We start from the raw sequence: 16545 nt of genomic DNA on the forward strand, positions 1-16545 counted from the left end.
GCGGCCGATTCATGCGGTTTTTTTCTCCATGCGGAAAACCAGTCGCATGGTGTCGGCTTCGTCGCGCTCGAGCGCCAGCATATGCGTGACCGGGATCTGGGCTTTAGCGGCAACGAGGCTGGCGCAGATGGGCAGTTCGCGCCCACCCCGATCGACCAGCACGGCAAGATCGACACGCGCCGGCCGGCCGAAGTCGTACAGCTCGTTGATGGCTGCGCGCGTGGTGCGTCCGGTGTAGAGCACATCGTCCACCAGCAGGATGCCGCGCGCCGTGACCTCGAACGGCAAGGCGGTGCGGTTGGCGCTCGGGTGCAGGCCGCGGGTGGCGAAGTCGTCACGGTGGAAGGTCGATGAAACCACCCCGAATGGCGTGGCCAGCTTCAGGTCCGCATGCAGGCGTTCTGCCAGCCACGCTCCGCCGGCATAGATGCCGACGACAGCGGGTTCTTCGGCTTGTTCAGCCAGCCACGAGCGCACCAGCTCGAGCAACCGGGTGTACAGGGCTTCGGCGTCCGGGGGTATCAGCATGGTCAGTGATGGGTATGGAGATATTGTTCCAGGATCAGCCGCGCGGATTCGGCATCGACATCGGCGGCGCCTGCGTCTTCGGCCGCGCGAGAGGTGTAGCGTTCGTCCACCAGCGCCACGGGCAGTTTGAATCGGCCGTGCAGCTGGTTGGCGAAGCGCCGCGCTTGGGTCGAGCGCAACTGTTCTTCGCCTTCCCGGGACAGGGGCAGTCCAACGACGAGCTGTACCGGCTCCCATTGCGCGATGAGGCGGGCGATGGCCTCGAATTTGGCCTCGCGCCGCTCGGCCCGTACGCTTTGCAGCGCACGGGCGCTGGCGGTGAGGGTGTTGCCGATGGCGACCCCGATGAGCTTCTCGCCGAAATCGAACCCCATCACCACGCCAATGGTGGGCTGCCCGGCACCGTGGCGGCCCGTGGCGTGCGAAGCCTGAATCTCAGGCATGTCCGGCTGTTTGCGAAAGGCTGAGGGGGGAAATGCCCATGAGGGACATGGCGGCTTCGAAGCGATGTTCCACTGGAATGTCGAACACAATCCCCGCGTCCGCTTCGACCGTGAGCCAGCCGTTGTGCGCGATCTCGTCCTCGAGTTGTCCGGCGCTCCAGCCCGAATAACCCAAGGCGACGAAAAATCTCGCCGGCCCATCACCCGACGAGATGTGCTCAAGCACATCCTTCGAGGTGGTCATCTGCAGTCCTCCTGGGACGCTGAGGGTGGAGGCGTAAACCTTATCCGTCGTGTCGTGCAGCACGAAGCCGCGCTCGGTCTGTACCGGTCCGCCGTAGTACACCGTCTGCATCGCCAGTTGGGGCTGGTCCAGCGGCAGGTCGACGCGGTCGAACAGATCCTTGAGCGTGATATCCGTCGACCGATTAATGACCAGGCCCAGCGCGCCTCGCGGGGAATGTTCGCACACGTAGATCAAGGCGCCGGAAAACGACGCGTCGACCATGCCCGGCATGGCAATGAGAAACTGGTTGCTCAGGTTCGAGGCGTCGGCACGAGGGTTCATAACGCCATATTATCGCGGCGCACTCTCCTCGCGGCAGACCCCTCCCGTTGAAAACGATGCCCTCACACCGCGCGGACCCTGCACCTTTCGAGATCAGCCTGGTCTGGTTGCGGCGCGATCTGCGTTTGGACGACCATGCGGCGTTGCACCAGGCCTTGCGCCGGTCGCGCCGCGTGGCGCTGGTTTTCGTGTTCGATCCGGATTTCCTGCAGCCTCTGCTGGCCCAGGGGGCGCGGGCCGACAGACGTTTGACCTTCATCCAGCAGAGCTTGCGGGAACTCGATGCGGTCCTGCGTCGGATGGGGTCGGCCCTGTTCGTCGAAATCGGGCGAGCGGTGGATTGCATCCCCCGGCTGGCGGCGCGCCTGGGGGCGCAGGCGGTGTTTTTCAACCGCGACGTGGAGCCCGATACGATGCGGCGCGACGCCGATGTCGCCGGAGTGCTGGCGGCACAAGCCGTCGAGTTCCATGGGTTTTGGGACCACATGCTGCTCGAGCCCAACGCGCTTCGAACCGGCCTGGGCAAGCCTTACAGCGTTTACACACCCTACAAGAATGCCTGGCTCAAGCGTATCGGGGCGGCAGACTTGGCGCATCTCGATTGTTCTGCCTTGCCGCAACAGGTTTTGCCAGATGCATCCGCGCCCGGCTTGCCAGCCCTGCATGACTTGGGGTTCGAACCCGTTGCATTGCCCGCGGGCCTGCCGCCTGGCCCTCACGGCGCCCGGGCCTTGTTCGCCGATTTCATGCGGCGCATCGACGCTTATGCCTCGGCGCGGGACTACCCGGCCATCAAGGGCACCAGCTATCTCTCCGTGCATCTGCGCTTCGGGACGATTAGCGTGCGAGAACTGGCGCGTCATGCCTGGCAGCGGTCGCTGGACGGTAGCGCGGGAGCGGCGAGCTGGTTGTCGGAACTGATCTGGCGTGATTTTTATATCCAGATTCTCCACCACCATCCCCAGGTGGTGGGTCGCGCCTTCAAGCCCGAATATGACCGCATTCGCTGGGACGATGCCCCCGAGCTGTTCATCGCCTGGTGCGATGGCCGCACGGGGTATCCATTCGTGGACGCGGCCATGCGTCAGCTCAACACCACCGGCTATATGCACAACCGGTTGCGCATGGTGGCGGCGAGTTTTTTCACCAAGGATCTGGGCTTGGACTGGCGTCTTGGCGAACGCTACTTCGCACTCAAGCTCAACGATTTCGATCTGGCGGCAAACAATGGCGGCTGGCAGTGGGCGGCCTCCACCGGCTGCGATGCGCAGCCCTGGTTTCGCATCTTCAATCCGGTGACCCAGAGCGAGAAATTCGATCCCGCAGGCCGCTTCATCCGACGTTACGTTCCGGAACTGGCGGGTTTGCCGGATGCAGCCATTCATGCCCCCTGGCTGGCCTCCCCGCAATTGTTGCGGGATGCCGGTGTGCGGCTGGGTTTGGACTACCCGTTACCGGTCATCGACCATGCCGAAGCACGAGCCCGCGCCTTGCGGCGTTATGCGGTGGTGAAGGAGGTGGCCGATGACGTGTAGCGCGGGCTGCGGTTCGGCCCGGACGGCGCCCCGCTGGGGCCCGGCCCGCGTGCGGTGAGTTCAGTGCAGCTGTCCCGATGTCATATAGCTCTTGATCAGACCCAACAGCTCATCTTCCGAATAGGGTTTGCCGAGATAGTGGTTCACACCCAGCTCCCGCGCGTAGTTGCGGTGTTTGTCGGCAATGCGCGAGGTGATCATGATCACCGGGAGGTGGCGTGTGCGATCGTCGGCGCGGATGTTGCGTGTCAGGTCGAAACCATCCATGCGGGGCATCTCGATGTCGGTCAACACGACGTCAGGCAGGGCGCTCTGAAGCTGTTCCAGCGCGTCCAGTCCGTCCTTGGCCAGCAGCACCGCGTAGCCGTTGCGGGTCAGGAAACGCTGGGTCACGCGGCGGACCGTGATGGAATCATCCACCACCAGCACGGTGTTGCCGGCAGTCAGCGAGTGCGGAGGTTCCTGCATGGCGGTTTGAGGCGCATGCGGCAGCGCGGCCGACTGAGCCGCCTGGGACTGCTCCGCCGCGCGCACCATGCGCTGCGTCGCCTCCTCACCGTATACCGCGGCCAGGGCCACGGGGTTGTAGATCAGGACCAGGTTGCCGGTGGGCAGGACCGAGATGCCGGCCAGGCCAGGCACGCGTGAGAGCTGAGGGCCAAGGTTCTTGACCACCACTTCCTGGTTGCCGAGCACTTCGTCGACCTGCAGCGCGAGCCGTTGCGCTGCGCTGCGAATGAGCACCACTGGGATCGTGCGGCCGGGGGTTTCGCTGCTGGCGCCCGATTCGGCCGTGAGGGCTCCGAGCCAGTAGAAGGGCAGCGATGAACCCGCGTGCTCGAGAACCCCTTGTTGGGCTGCCGCGGCGACTTGTGCCGGCTTGAGCCGCAGGACCAGATCGACCAGGCTGGCGGGGGCGGCGTAGACCTTGCTGCCTGCGCGCAGCAGGACGACCTGCGTGACCGCCGTGGTCAGGGGCAGGACCAGGGTGAAGGTCGTCCCTTGGCCGGGCACCGAGGCGAGCTCGACGCGGCCGCCCAGGGCGCGGGTGTCGGTGCGCACCACGTCGAGGCCGACACCGCGCCCGGCCATCTCGGTGGTTTGTTCCTTGCTGCTGAAGCCGGGCCGGAAAATGAGTTCGCGCAGCAAGGCCTCGTCGGCCTGGTCGGAGGGCCCGAGCAGGCCCGTGCTGCGCGCCTTGCGCTCGATGGCGGCGTAGTCCAGGCCGGCGCCGTCATCGGCAATCGAGACCACCACTTCACTGCCTTCCTGGCGCAGCTTGAGGGTGATGGTCCCCGTGGCCGGCTTGCCGGCGGCTTCGCGCGCGGCGGCGCTTTCCAGACCGTGCGCGACGGCATTGCGCAGGATGTGCTCGAAGGTACCGGCCATGCGGTCGAGCACGCCACGGTCGATCTCGATGGTGCCGCCCTCGATGTCCAGGCGCACCGGGATGCCGGCGTCTTTGCCGGCCTGCCGCACCGTACGGTAGAGGCGCTCCGAGATGCTGTCGAATTCGACCATGCGGGTGCGCAGCAGGTCACGTTGCAATTCGCGCGTGAGCCGGCCCTGGCGGGCCAGATTGTCGTCGGTGGATTGCAGCGTGCGGCTGAGCGTGGTTTGCACCAGAGCCAGGTCGTTCACCGACTCGGCCATCATGCGGGTGAGTTCCTGGAACCGCGTGAAGCGGTCGAACTCGAGCGGGTCGAAATCGCGACCGTCTTCGCGCGCAGCCTGGGCTCGCGCCGCCATCTGGGCATCGGCCTGCAGCTCGATGTCGCGGACCTGGGCGCGTAAACGATTGAGGTTGTCCCCCAGATCGCTCGTGCTGGAGCGAATCAGCCCGAACTCGTTTTCGAGACGGGAGCGGGCGATGCTGACCTCGCCCACCTGATTGACCAGGCGGTCGAGCAGCGCGGCGCGCACACGGACAGGCTGGGACGCGACACGACTTGCCGCACCCGTTGCAGGCGCCAGCGTCAGGGGTTGCGGCGCCGGAGCGCCCGTGCTGGCCTCGGGCTGGGGCTCGACAGGTAGCGGTGTGTGATCCTGTGCCTCGGTGGGATGGTCGGCGACGGCCGCTGCGCGAGCCGCCTCCTCCTGCAGGCCTTGTTCGATATGGAGCTCACCGAGTTCGGTTTCGCCGCGGCTGCTGGCTTCACGCAGGCGTTCGAACCGGGTGTTCAGGGCGTCGTGCCGGGCGATGAGGTCGATGAGATCTTGCTCGCGCGGGGTTTCGGCATCCGCAGCCAGCAGCGATTCGATGTCCGACTCCAGACTGTGGGCCTGGTCGCCCAGCGCCATCGCGCCGGCCATGCGTGCGCTGCCCTTGATCGTGTGCAGCAGGCGCATGGCCTGCTTGGGCGCCGCGGTGTCGCGCGGGTGGGTTTCCCATTGGCGCAGCGCGGCCGAGAGGCCGGGCAGCAGTTCCGCGGCTTCCTCTTCAAAAATCGGGAACAGTTCGGGGTCGATACTGTCGCGCAGCGTCGGATCCGCGGCCGCGGCATCCTGGCTCGGGGATGGCGCCGGCACCGCGGTCGAGGCGGAAGCTGCATGTGGTGCGGCAATCCAGCCCGAAGACGGCGCGGCGTCTTGCATCTCGGGCGTTTGCGCGGGAGCTGGAGCCGCGGCTTGCGGCTCCGTTGCTTCGTCCGGTTTCAAGTCTGTGGCCAGAAGCGCCTGATCGACATCAGCCGACTTCACGCCGGCGCGCACACTGTGGTGCTGCAGACGGTAGACGAGGGATTGCAGGGCGTCGGTCAGATCCTGTTGGGCTGGCCGCAGGAAGCCGGCGGCGAACTGGTGCAGCAAACGGCGGATGTCTTCAGCCGCCTCGACGAGCAGGCCAATATCTTGCGGCTCGAGGTTGGCGGGGTTCTCGCGCTGCAGGTGCAGGGCTTCTTCGAGCAGTTCGGCCAGCTGGCCCACCGTTTGCAGTCCCACGGTGCGCGAGCTGCCGCGCAGTTGGTGGGCGAGCGACGGGACTTCCTCGGTGATGGGGTTGCCTGGCTGCAGGGACCAGGCGGCGATGTCGGCGCCCAAGCGGCGCACCAGCTCGTCGGCCTCGTTGAGGTAGATGTTGTAGAGCGGAATGGGAATGCGCAGATCGCCTACGACCTTGATGTTCTCGTCGGGGGTGGGCTGGGATGGGCGATGGACATCGAGGGTATAGACCTGCGCGAGCGACGGGACTTCCAGGTGCGCAGGCGGTTCGGGGAGGGCGGCTCCCGGTGTTTCATGCGGGAGGGTCGATGGATCCGTGGCCTGCGGCGGCTCGGCTTCGGGCTGGGCATCCGCGGTTGCGTCGGGGCCTTGGGCGGCAGGGTGGGGGGCCTCGGCGCCAGCGTCCAGGAAGAACTGATCGAACGCCCGGGCGTCGAGTTCCTGAAATTCGACGGCGCCAGCGTCGCTGACGATTTCCACCGGGGCCTCGCCCGGCGCGGCTTGGGTGGATTCCATCGGGCCGATGATCTCATCGGCGGCGCTGGACGGCGCCGTCGAATCCCCGGAAGGCATGTCGAGTTCTGGCGTCGAATCGAGGTCGAGCAGGGAAGCCGCGGGCAGGTCGAGCGCGGGAGCTGCCTGCGCGGGAACATCCAGCGGCGGCAATTCCAGTTCAAGATGCACCTGCGCGTCCGCAGGCTCCGACGGCGCGGGGGCCGTGGGCAAGCTCCAGTCGAGAGTTGCGGAGGTTTCGGCATCCGCGCGTTCCGCGGCGGAGGGCGCGCTGGGGGCTGGGCTTTCGATGGCGACAGGCGGAGGATCCGTGGTCCAGGTGTCGACGAAATCGGGTTCGTACGGAGGATTTTGCGGCGCCGCGGGCACAGGCACGGGCGATTCGGGCGCGGTTGCGGCGACGGTGGCCATCGGCGAGACAGGCGTCTCGATGGGGGGCAGGCCTCGAAGGGCGCGGGCGGCGGCACACAGCGCGGCGCTGTTGTGCTGGCTGGCATCGCCCGCATGCAAGGCGCCGGTCCAGGCTTCCAGGTCCTTGAAGGCTTTCGCGGCAAGATCGAGCGCGGCGGGTGAAGCCGGGTGTTGCTCGGCCAGGATTTGATTGAATACTTGCTCGAGGGCCCAGGCGGCCTCACCGAAATCGGTCAGGCCGACCATGCGCGAGCTGCCCTTGAGGGTATGGAAGGCGCGGCGCACGCCGGTCAGGGCATCGGCATCGGCCGGATCGGCGCGCAGTTGGGCAAGCCCCGCGTGGCCGGCGGCGATGACTTCGGCGGCTTCCTCCAGGAAAATGTCGAGCAGTTCGTCGTCGCCGGAATCGTCCGGCTGAGCGGCCTGCGCGGCAGGCATCGGCTGCGGTTCTGCAGATCCCGGCGAAGGGGTTTGGGTGGCGGGAGGCGCCGTCGGCGCCTCTCGGGTCTTGTCGGCGGGGGCGGCGAAGGATTCGCGCAACAGGCGGGCGGCAGCCCCCGCATCGTGTTCCGTGCCGAGCAGCGCGCGTGCCTGCACCACTTGGGCCGACAGATCGTTCTCCTGCGCGAGGGCGGCCTCGAGCCGAAGACGGTCGAGTTGGCCGGCGGCCTGGTCGACGTCCAGGCCCTGCTCCATGGCGCTGGCCAGCCGCTCGGCTTGATGCTGCAGGTCTTGGCGCGTGCTCGGCGGTGCGGTGCGCGGCGTGCTCGGCACGATGGGGCGCAATTCCCCGGTTTGCGGATCGAAGCTGAACAAGGATTTGGCAAGTTCAGGCTGGTAGCCCAGCATGTCGATCAGGAAACCCAGCGTGCCGATGTTGCTGGCGAGACGGTCGAACACGCCGCCGGGTTGCCGCGCCGTCGCTTCGTCGGGCGGCTCGTTGAGCAGATCGTCCACGCTCTGGCGGATATGGTTGAGGGCCTGCGCAGCCAGGTCGACGCCGAGGACCGACAGCACGCCGCGCATTTGCGACAGCAGCTTGGGGACGGGCGCCAGTTCCGCTTGGGTGGCGGGGTCGCGGAAGTAGGCGTCCAGCAGGCGCTCGACCGTGCTCATGTCATGGCGCAGTTCCTGCACGACGCTGCCCAGGGTCTGCGTTTCCGAGCTCTGGCGATACAGTTCTTCCATCCAGGGGGCGAAGTTCCCGGCGGAGGCGCCTTCGGCGCTGCGTTCCAGGCGCTGGGCGAGCTCGGTGGCGCGCTGCAGGAACAGGGGATCGTCCGACTGGAAGTGGGTGAACGAGGCCTCGAGGAAGAGCAGGGCGGTGGCCACTTCGAGCACGCGCTCGGGCGTCAGGAGTTGGCGATCCTCGGCGGCGGCGCGCACCATGCGTTCGATGGCGGCGGCCAGGGCTTCGGATCCGGGCGCGACTTCGCGCAGTGTCTGCGCGAGTTGCTGCGTGCTCTCGACCAGCTTGCCGATGCGGCTGAAGTCGGCGTCGCTCAGTTGCGACCAGCCATCCTTGATCTGCGAAATGCGTTTGCGAGCCTGCTGGACGAGGGCGGGGTCGACCAGGCCGAAATAGGCACGCTGGTAGTCCACCCATGGCATGGTGGCCAGGCGCATATGCGTCTGGATGGCATGCAGCGCGGGCGCCACGGCTTGCTGCTCGCGAGAGCGGGCCAGTGCCTGGGTGCAGAAAAACAGCAATTCGTGCGCGAGGCGCTGGGAGGGCTGCGGCTGGCCGGCCAACAAACCCTTGAGTTGCAGGTTCAGGCGGTTGCACAGGCGTTTGACGTAGATGTCGGCCGGCAACAGACCCTGGGCCATGGCTTCGAACAAACCTCCGGCCATCCACCACAGGGCGCGCTCGTTTCCGTCCGCGGCGGCTTGGGCGCGCCGTGCGATAACCTGCATGGAGGCCGCCGCATGCGAGACGTCGCGCACCCGCAGCACGTCGAGCAGGGCGCGCTCGTAGTCGGCTCGGTCGCTTGCCTGAAGCGGGGGCGCAGAGGTCTCGGCCTCGTCGAGTTGCGGCCAGGCCCAGTCGAAATCCCATAGGTCGGCCGGGTGGGGCGCTTCGCCGCCGCCCAGGTCCATGAGTTCGCGGTACTGACGGAACAACTTGAGCGCCGGCTCCTGCTTGCCGCTGCGCTGGGCGTCGAGATAGTCGAGCAGCGCGTGCAGCCCGGATTCCAGCGAGGCTTGCGCGGCGGCGTCGAAACCATCTGGTTGATCGATGAACCGGGTGAGCGCGCGTTCCGCAGCCAGGGCCAGGCGTGCCGCGGCGAAGTAGCCGAGCAGGTCGATGGCTCCGGCGGCCTGGTGTACCTGGTGGCGCGCCTGCAGCAAGTTGCCCGCCGTGGGTTGGGCTTCGTCGGCTTCGCTCAGGAGGCGCAACTGCAGATGCTTGCGCACCGCCGCCTGGGCGGCCAGCAGGTTGTCGCGCACCTGTTCGATGACCCAGGCCAGGGGCCCGGCGTCCGGCTGCAGTGGTGATGGCGGTGTCGAAACAGCGAGGTTCATGCCGTGTGGCGCGCGGGGCGGCGGAAGTGTGCGGGCGGGCGGGGCGGGAGGACAGGCGAGAGCGTTGCGGGTCAGGCAATCTTGAATCGGGAGACCGATTCGCGCAGGGCCTCGGCAACGCGGGCCAGTTCACCCACCAGGTCTGCGGTGGAGCGCGTTCCCTGACTGGTCTGCTCGGTCACGGCGAAGATGTGCTGGATGCTGCCGGCCACCTTGTTGGCCGATTGGGCTTCCGTCAGGGTCTGTTCGGAAATGCGTTGGATCAGCTCGGCGAGTTGGCGTGAAACGCGGTCGATCTCGGCCAGCGCGGCGCCGGCATTGTCCGACAGCTTGGCCCCCTCGACCACGCCCTGGGTGCTTTTCTCCATGGCGGCCACGGCGTCCTGCGTGTCGGTCTGAATCGCGCGCACCAGCGCGGCGATCTGCTTGGCGGCTTCTGCCGAACGCTCGGCGAGACGCTGGACTTCTTCGGCAACGACCGAGAACCCTCGGCCGGCATCGCCAGCCGAGGCGGCCTGGATGGCGGCGTTGAGGGCCAGCACGTTGGTTTGCTCGGTCAGATCGGAAATCAGCTCGGTGATTTCGCCGATTTCCTGGGACGATTCGCCGAGACGCTTGATGCGCTTGGAGGTGTCCTGGATCTGCGTGCGGATGGCGTTCATGCCGTCGATGGAATCGCGCACGGCATGCAGGCCCTGCTCGGCGGCGGCCAGCGATTGGCGCGCGACCAGTGACGATTGCTGCGCCTGCGAGGAGACGGCGTTGATGCGTTCGGCCATGTCGAGCACCGATTGGCCGGTCTCGCGAATTTCCACCAGTTGCTGTTCGGACGACTTGAGCAGGTTGCTCGACGTGGTCTGGGCCTGGGAGGTGGCCCGGCTCACCTGGTCGGCCGTGGACTGCACCTGCGACACCAGGTTGCGCAATTCTTCCACGGTGTAGTTCACCGAGTCGGCGATGGCGCCCGTGATGTCCTCGGTCACGGTGGCTTGCTGTGTCAGGTCGCCCTCGGCGACGTTTTGCAGTTCGTTCATCAGCCGCAAAATGGCCGACTGGTTGGCTTCGTTGGTGCGTCTTGCCTCCAGTTCCTGGCGCTCCGCCTGCTGCCGCTGCAGCTCGGACTGCTGGGTGCGGCTGCGGGTTTCCTGCACGTACAGCTGGGCCAGTCCGGCCAACGCCAGCAGGGCCAGCAGAGCCATCAGGACGATGAAGAGCAGGGCAGGCTTGCTGACGCCGGCTTGAGCCGAGTATCGTTGTTGAAGGGCTTGCAGCGCGTTGAGCAGGGGCAGCGAGTTATCCACCACCGAGGCCTGGGCGACACGCGCGCTGCTCAGGCCTTGCAGGTTGGCCAGGATGATCGCGCTGAGTTTGCGTGTTTCGGCGAAGCTGTTCACCAGGTTTTGCAGCTGGCTGCGAAGTTGGGGATCCTTGGTGGCACTGAGCTGCATGCCCGGGTTGCCGTCGAGCAGACCCTTGGACAGGGTGTTGAAGGTGTTCAGATCCTTGCCCAGGGCAAAGACGGCCTCGGGGCTGACGCCTTCGAAGGAGAGGAATTCGTTGGCCGATTTCCCGATGCGCTGCGTCAGCATATTGAGCTGGCTGGCGGCAGCGAGATTGGTCGCCGGCGCGTTTTGCTGCAGCATCAGCGAGGTGATGGTTTCCGTGGTTTCCAGCAGCCTGTCCGATTGCCGGTTGACGTCGCGCAAAGCCTTGTTGGTCTGCGTCAGCACCGGCTCGAGCTTGACCACGGATTCGGCGTTTTTCACCGTGCTGGCCACGAGCGGCACCACCTTGGCGAGATCCGCGTTGGTCGAACTGGAGGTCCCGCCGCCGAGTTCTTGGATGTCGGAGTTCAGCTTGTCGGCGCTCGTTTTGAGCTCGCTGAACGATTCATTGGAGCCCAGCAGCGCGGCGCTGATGGACTTGGCCACGCGTTGCGACTGCATCAGCGCATCGCCCGCAACGTCAAGTCGTTTGGCCGAGTTCGCCGCGAGCCGCAGCGTGACGGTGAGTCCCAGGCCGACCAGGATCACCGCAATGATCAGGAGAACGAGCAGCATCCGCTGCTGTTGTGCCAGGGGGTACTTGCCGATCAGGGGCAGGCTGGTCACGTGGCTGGTGGATGCCGCCGGGGCGATGTCCTGGGAGTCCTGCTCCATTTGCACCGTGGATGACAAAGAGCCGCTGGTTTCGGCGATGGCGGTGGGTGCCTCGACGGGGTGTTTGGAACCGAACAGGGGAAACAGGGCCATGGGGACTCCGGCGAACGTCTGTAGTGATGAATGGGTGAAGATGAAGCGATGAATTCGTTTCGCGCCGCGAGGCTACACCACAGGGGCGAGGAAGCGCGGGTCGTCGGCCAGGGCGGCGAGGTTCAATTCGCGCCAGCTCAGGCCGGCCGTATCGCGCAAGCCGAGGCCGAGCCAGGGTTCGGGGGCGGGCGGAGCGTCTTCGTCGACGACGAACTGGCCGGCCGTGCGCAAACCTGCGAGCTGGTCGACCAGCAGCACGGCGTTGATTTCAAGGCGCGGGGAAAACTGCACGAGGCGGCTCTGGGGTCCGGTTCGTGCCGTACCAGGTTGACGTGCGCCAAGAAAGGCGGCCAGGTCGACCACACCGCACAGCACGCCGCGAAGATTGACCAGTCCGATGAACCAGGGCTGGGCATGGGGCAATCCGGCGGGCGCTTCGTAAGCCGAGATCTCGCCGGACTGGGACAGCGGCAGCAGGATGCGCTGGCTGCCGGCCACCACGGCCAGCCAGCGCGATTCGGTTTGCGCCTGCTGCGCAGCCTGCAGGCGCGAGGCGAGACGACCCTGGAATTCGATCAGACTGCTGCGTGCCATGGCATGGGGTGCAAGAAAGCGGAGAAACTGGGCATGGAGGAGCGGGGCGAGCAGCTCAGGACAGCGCCATGATCTTGCTCAGCAATTCATGCGGATCGACGGGTTTGGTGACGTAGTCGCGCGCACCCTGGCGTTTGGCCCAAAGCTTGTCGGTCTCCTGGTTCTTGCTCGTGCAGATGATGATGGGCACGGCGCTGAAATTGGGATCGCGCGTGATCTGGCGGGTGAGCTGAAAACCGTTCTGGCCCGGCATGACGACGTCCATCAGGATGAGGTCGGGCTTGTTGGCGTTCAGCGAGGCCAGGGCCTGTTCGCCGTTTTCGGCGGTGCTGACGGTGTAACCGTTTTTGCTGAGCAGGTCGGACAGGAAGTAGAGCTCTGTGCGGGAGTCGTCGACGATGAGGATTTTTCGGATACTCATGGGTTTGCGGCAGTTCGGTTTGAGGAGGAGTGGCGGTATTGATCCACCGTCTGGAGCAGTTGGTCTTTGGTGAACGGCTTGGTGAGATAGGCTTCGGCACCGACCATCTTGCCTCGCGCCTTGTCGAATACGCCGTCCTTGGACGAGAGCATGATCACCGGAATATCGGCATGGCGCGGGCTGCGCTTGATGATCGCCACGGTCTGATAGCCGTCGAGGCGCGGCATCAGGATGTCGCAGAAAATCATATCGGGCATGGCGTCGTTGACCTTGGACAGCGCATCGAAGCCGTCTTCGGACAGCAGCACCTGGTAGCCGGCTTGCTTGAGGAAGATTTCCGCACTGCGGCGGATGGTGTTGCTGTCATCGATCACCAACACCTTGAACGAACCGTTGGCCGTGCTCAAGCAAAGTCTCCAGAAAAGGGGAAGGATCGAGGCTACAAAAAATGGCGCACGCGGCACGCTGATTCGGCTAAATCTGCACCATTTCGAAATCGTCCTTGCGCGCCCCGCATTCCGGGCAGGTCCAGTTCATCGGGACGTCCGCCCAGCGTGTGCCAGGTGCCAAACCGCTTTCAGCATGGCCTTCTTGTTCTTGGTAAATGAAGCCGCAGATCAGGCACATCCACGTTTTGTATTCGATTTGCGTCACAGCGTATCGTCCTCTGGCATAAGATTCAATCATTCTATGAACAGGCCCGCCCCGGCTGTGGCGTCCTGCATACCAAGCGCGGCAGCGGGTATGGCCGCTCTTCGATGACCTCTCCCTACTTCCGACCCATCATGCCCAACTCGACCGAAGCCCCCGAATCCCCGCCAGCCGTGATGTCCTTCAACGCGGCCGACCCCAGCGGGGCGGCCGGCCTGGCCGCGGATCAGGCCGTGTGCGCTGCGGTGGGCTGCCATGCGCTGCCGGTGACCACCTCGATCTGGGTGCGCGACACCGCCGAGATCTTCGATATCGTGGAAATCGAGGCCGACGCCGTGGTCGAGCAGGCCCGCGCCGTTCTGGAGGACGTGGAACTGGCGGCGTGGAAGGTCGGCTTCCTGGGCAGCGTCGAGGTGGTGAGCGCGGTCGCCGAACTGCTGGCGGACTACGCCCAGGCCCCGCTGGTGACCTATATCGGCAATCTGCAGGCTTTCGACGAGTCGCAGGCCGAGGAATACATCAAGGCCATGCACGAACTCGTGTTGCCGCAAACGCGCGTGTTGTGCGGCAATATCACCGCGCTCACCCAGTTCCTGTTTCCCGACGTCGAGCGCGAGGAACCGCCCACGCCGGACGCGCTGATGCAGCAGGCCCAGGGCCTGGGCGTGCAGTATCTGCTGGTCAGCGGCATTCTGGTGCCCGAGAACCATGTCGAAAACGTGCTGCTCAGCCCCCGCCGCCAGTTGCTGCGCGAGCGTTTCGAGATGTTCGATGCGGGTTTCTCCGGAGCCGGCGACACGCTGTCGGCCGCTGTGGCGGCCCTGCTCGGCACGGGCGCCAAGCTCGACCAGGCCGTGCACGAGGCGCTGGAATTTCTCGACCAGAGCCTTGATTTTGCGTATCGACCCGGCATGGGGCATCTCGTGCCGGACCGCTTCTTCTGGGCCCAGACCGGGCCGGAGGCGGATGACGACTCGATCTCCCCGGTCAGCCTGCAGTAGGTCCGTCGGGCTCGGAGTCGTCGGCTGCGGAGGCGCCCGGCACCTCTGGCCGCCACGCGCAGCCGCTTCGGACAGACGGTCTTTTCACGCAGTCAGCCACACCACATCACCATGACCCGCAACGCCCAACTCTTTGAACGCGCCCAGCGCGTCATCCCTGGTGGAGTCAACTCCCCCGTGCGCGCTTTCCGCCAGGTGGGCGGAACGCCGCGCTTCATCGACCGCGCCGAAGGCGCTTACATGATCGACGCCGAGGGCACGCGCTTCATCGACTACATCGGTTCCTGGGGGCCGATGATCGCCGGCCACGCCCATCCCGAGGTGACCGAGGCGGTGCAGCGCGCCGCCACGCGTTCGCTGAGTTTCGGCGCGCCCACCGCCGACGAGATCGACATGGCCGAGGCCATTTGCCAGCTCATGCCGGCCGTGGAAATGGTGCGTCTGGTCTCCAGCGGCACCGAGGCCGGGATGAGCGCCATTCGCCTGGCGCGTGGCTACACCGGACGCGACGCCATCGTCAAGTTCGAGGGCTGCTACCACGGCCATGCCGACAGCCTGCTGGTCAAGGCGGGCTCGGGCCTGCTGACCTTCGGCAACCCCAGTTCCGCCGGGGTGCCGGCCGATCTCGCCAGGCACACCCTGGTGCTGGAGTTCAACAACATCCCGCAGATCGAGGCGCTGTTCGCGACGCGCGGGCACGAGATTGCGTGCGTGATGGTCGAGCCCATCGCCGGCAATATGAACTTCATCCGTGGCGACGCTGCCTGGCACCGCCGCCTGCGGGAGCTGTGCACCGAACATGGCGCGCTGCTGGTGTGGGACGAGGTGATGACCGGCTTTCGCGTCGCGCTGGGCGGGGCCCAGCAGGTGTATGGCATCCGGCCCGATCTCGTGGTGATGGGCAAGGTCATTGGCGGCGGCATGCCGCTGGCGGCATTCGGCGGCCGGCGCGACGTGATGGAAAGGCTGTCGCCGCTGGGCGCCGTCTATCAGGCCGGCACGCTGTCGGGCAACCCGGTGGCCGTGGCCGCCGGCATGGCGCAGTTGCGCATCATCCAGCGCCCCGGGTTCTACGCCCAGCTTTCGGCCGCCACCGGCCAGCTCATGCGGGGCCTGGAGGCTGCGGCTGGGCGCCACGGCGTGCGATTCAAGACCGACAGCGAGGGCGGCATGTTCGGCTTTTATTTCTCCGACGCGCTGCCGCGCAACTATCCCGATGTCGCCCGCGCCGACGTGGAGACCTTCAAGCGCTTTTTCCACGCCATGCTCGATCGGGGGGTGTATCTCGCTCCCAGCATGTACGAGGCCGGTTTCGTCTCGGCCGCGCACGGCCCCGACGTCATCGCCGCCACGCTGGAGGCCGCCGATGCGGCCTTCGCGCAGCTCGCAAAGGCCTGAGCGCCCCGGGGCTCAACGCGGGATCTGCACGTCGTAGGCGCGCGCCGCGATGACCCCGGTGCGGCTGTTGATGTAGGGGCCATAGAGGTGGCGCTGGAAAAAACGCGGCGCCGGCAGCATCACCGCCAGGCGCGCGGCCTGCCACGGTGAGAGCCGCGCCGCAGGCACGTGGAAGTAATGCTGTGCCGCGGCCTGGGCGCCGTAGAGGCCGTCGCCCCATTCCACGCTGTTGAGGTAGATCTCCAGAATGCGCCGCTTGCCCAGAATGCCCTCGAGCATGAAGGTGATGATCAGCTCCTGCGCCTTGCGCACATAGCTGCGCTGCGGCGAGAGGAACAGGTTCTTCGCCAGTTGCTGGGTGATGGTCGAGCCGCCGACGACGCGGTGCAGGCGCTCGTCGCGCCGGCTGTGGTTCTTGATCCAGGCGTCGCGGATCGCGTCCCAGTCCACGCCGTCATTGGTCAGGAAGGTGGCGTCTTCCGAGGCCACGACGGCGCGCTTGAGCCAAGGGCTGATGCGGTCGTAGGACGTCCATGTGTGCTGCCAGGCAACGTCTTGCCCGCCGCGCAGGATGCGCAGCTGCGCGGCGCGCATGAAGGCCGTGCTCGACGGCGTGGTCACGGTCCAGGCCAGCACGCGCAACGCGAAATAGCCTTGGAGGATGACGGCGGCCCAGAAGCAGAGCCAGGCAATGGAACGCAGACTGGGGCGGGCGGACGGCTTGGCCATGGGGTCTTGAAACGGGAGTCGGGATTGCGTGTGCG

The 16545-nt window shown here is 66.2% G+C and carries 13 protein-coding genes; 3 read left to right on the forward strand and 10 right to left on the reverse strand.

Annotated features, from left to right (window positions below):
* Positions 1–9: 9 nt before the first annotated feature.
* Genes pyrR through THIARS_RS11035 form a run of 3 tightly spaced genes read right to left on the reverse strand, consistent with a single transcriptional unit; the run spans position 10 to position 1539 of the window.
* The gene (pyrR, locus tag THIARS_RS11025) at positions 10–528 is read right to left on the reverse strand and encodes a bifunctional pyr operon transcriptional regulator/uracil phosphoribosyltransferase PyrR (protein ID WP_094160987.1); all 519 of its coding nucleotides are present in this window, start codon (positions 526–528) and stop codon (positions 10–12) included.
* Positions 529–530: 2 nt separating this feature from the next.
* Positions 531–971, reverse strand: coding sequence for a Holliday junction resolvase RuvX (gene ruvX, locus THIARS_RS11030; protein ID WP_245845891.1), 441 nt, complete (start codon positions 969–971; stop codon positions 531–533).
* Positions 964–1539: a YqgE/AlgH family protein gene (locus THIARS_RS11035; RefSeq protein WP_094160988.1), complete on the reverse strand. Its 576-nt coding sequence runs from the start codon at positions 1537–1539 to the stop codon at positions 964–966. Before THIARS_RS11035 ends, ruvX begins: the two co-directional genes overlap by 8 nt.
* Before the next feature lie 56 nt (positions 1540–1595).
* Between THIARS_RS11035 and THIARS_RS11040 the strand changes: the two genes are divergently transcribed.
* A complete protein-coding gene (locus tag THIARS_RS11040) occupies positions 1596–3074 on the forward strand; it encodes a cryptochrome/photolyase family protein (protein WP_094160989.1) in 1479 nt (492 codons plus the stop codon).
* Between the two features lie 60 nt (positions 3075–3134).
* On the opposite strand, the gene THIARS_RS11045 is transcribed toward THIARS_RS11040, so the two are convergent.
* The 6 genes from THIARS_RS11045 to THIARS_RS11070 form a co-directional block, all read right to left on the reverse strand.
* Positions 3135–9464 (reverse strand): hybrid sensor histidine kinase/response regulator, encoded by a 6330-nt coding sequence (locus THIARS_RS11045; protein ID WP_094160990.1) that lies wholly within the window; start codon positions 9462–9464, stop codon positions 3135–3137.
* 71 nt (positions 9465–9535) lie between these two features.
* On the reverse strand, positions 9536–11716 hold the full coding sequence (locus THIARS_RS11050) for a methyl-accepting chemotaxis protein (RefSeq protein ID WP_094160991.1): 2181 nt from the start codon (positions 11714–11716) through the stop codon (positions 9536–9538).
* 72 nt (positions 11717–11788) lie between these two features.
* The gene (locus THIARS_RS11055; RefSeq protein ID WP_094160992.1) at positions 11789–12310 is read right to left on the reverse strand and encodes a chemotaxis protein CheW; all 522 of its coding nucleotides are present in this window, start codon (positions 12308–12310) and stop codon (positions 11789–11791) included.
* Positions 12311–12365: 55 nt separating this feature from the next.
* A complete protein-coding gene (locus THIARS_RS11060) occupies positions 12366–12731 on the reverse strand; it encodes a response regulator (RefSeq protein ID WP_094160993.1) in 366 nt (121 codons plus the stop codon).
* Entirely contained in the window at positions 12728–13138 is a 411-nt protein-coding gene (locus THIARS_RS11065) for a response regulator (protein ID WP_094160994.1), read from the reverse strand. Before THIARS_RS11065 ends, THIARS_RS11060 begins: the two co-directional genes overlap by 4 nt.
* A gap of 67 nt (positions 13139–13205) precedes the next feature.
* A complete protein-coding gene (locus THIARS_RS11070; RefSeq protein WP_094162085.1) occupies positions 13206–13376 on the reverse strand; it encodes a rubredoxin in 171 nt (56 codons plus the stop codon).
* Positions 13377–13516: 140 nt separating this feature from the next.
* On the opposite strand from THIARS_RS11070, the gene thiD reads away from it, so the two are divergent.
* Entirely contained in the window at positions 13517–14383 is an 867-nt protein-coding gene (gene thiD / locus THIARS_RS11075) for a bifunctional hydroxymethylpyrimidine kinase/phosphomethylpyrimidine kinase (RefSeq protein ID WP_245845892.1), read from the forward strand.
* Between the two features lie 111 nt (positions 14384–14494).
* Positions 14495–15781 carry a glutamate-1-semialdehyde 2,1-aminomutase gene (gene hemL / locus THIARS_RS11080; protein WP_186436663.1) on the forward strand — a complete coding sequence of 429 codons (1287 nt, stop codon included), beginning with the start codon at positions 14495–14497 and terminating at the stop codon, positions 15779–15781.
* Positions 15782–15793: 12 nt separating this feature from the next.
* Here hemL and mtgA read toward each other — a convergent pair whose 3' ends face one another.
* Positions 15794–16510 carry a monofunctional biosynthetic peptidoglycan transglycosylase gene (mtgA, locus tag THIARS_RS11085; RefSeq protein WP_094160996.1) on the reverse strand — a complete coding sequence of 239 codons (717 nt, stop codon included), beginning with the start codon at positions 16508–16510 and terminating at the stop codon, positions 15794–15796.
* Positions 16511–16545 lie beyond the last annotated feature (35 nt).

Origin of the sequence: Thiomonas delicata, from assembly GCF_900088825.1 — a bacterium.
In the GTDB taxonomy this organism is placed as follows: Bacteria; Pseudomonadota; Gammaproteobacteria; order Burkholderiales; family Burkholderiaceae_C; genus Thiomonas_A; species Thiomonas_A delicata.

Excerpts from the sequence above, each read along its gene's own strand:
- pyrR (WP_094160987.1), bottom strand. The coding sequence starts at position 528 with ATGCTGATACCCCCGGACGCCGAAGCCCTGTACACCCGGTTGCTCGAG.
- ruvX (WP_245845891.1), bottom strand. The coding sequence starts at position 971 with ATGCCTGAGATTCAGGCTTCGCACGCCACGGGCCGCCACGGTGCCGGG.
- THIARS_RS11035 (WP_094160988.1), bottom strand. The coding sequence starts at position 1,539 with ATGAACCCTCGTGCCGACGCCTCGAACCTGAGCAACCAGTTTCTCATT.
- THIARS_RS11040 (WP_094160989.1), top strand. The coding sequence starts at position 1,596 with ATGCCCTCACACCGCGCGGACCCTGCACCTTTCGAGATCAGCCTGGTC.
- THIARS_RS11045 (WP_094160990.1), bottom strand. The coding sequence starts at position 9,464 with ATGAACCTCGCTGTTTCGACACCGCCATCACCACTGCAGCCGGACGCC.
- THIARS_RS11050 (WP_094160991.1), bottom strand. The coding sequence starts at position 11,716 with ATGGCCCTGTTTCCCCTGTTCGGTTCCAAACACCCCGTCGAGGCACCC.
- THIARS_RS11055 (WP_094160992.1), bottom strand. The coding sequence starts at position 12,310 with ATGGCACGCAGCAGTCTGATCGAATTCCAGGGTCGTCTCGCCTCGCGC.
- THIARS_RS11060 (WP_094160993.1), bottom strand. The coding sequence starts at position 12,731 with ATGAGTATCCGAAAAATCCTCATCGTCGACGACTCCCGCACAGAGCTC.
- thiD (WP_245845892.1), top strand. The coding sequence starts at position 13,517 with ATGCCCAACTCGACCGAAGCCCCCGAATCCCCGCCAGCCGTGATGTCC.
- hemL (WP_186436663.1), top strand. The coding sequence starts at position 14,495 with ATGACCCGCAACGCCCAACTCTTTGAACGCGCCCAGCGCGTCATCCCT.
- mtgA (WP_094160996.1), bottom strand. The coding sequence starts at position 16,510 with ATGGCCAAGCCGTCCGCCCGCCCCAGTCTGCGTTCCATTGCCTGGCTC.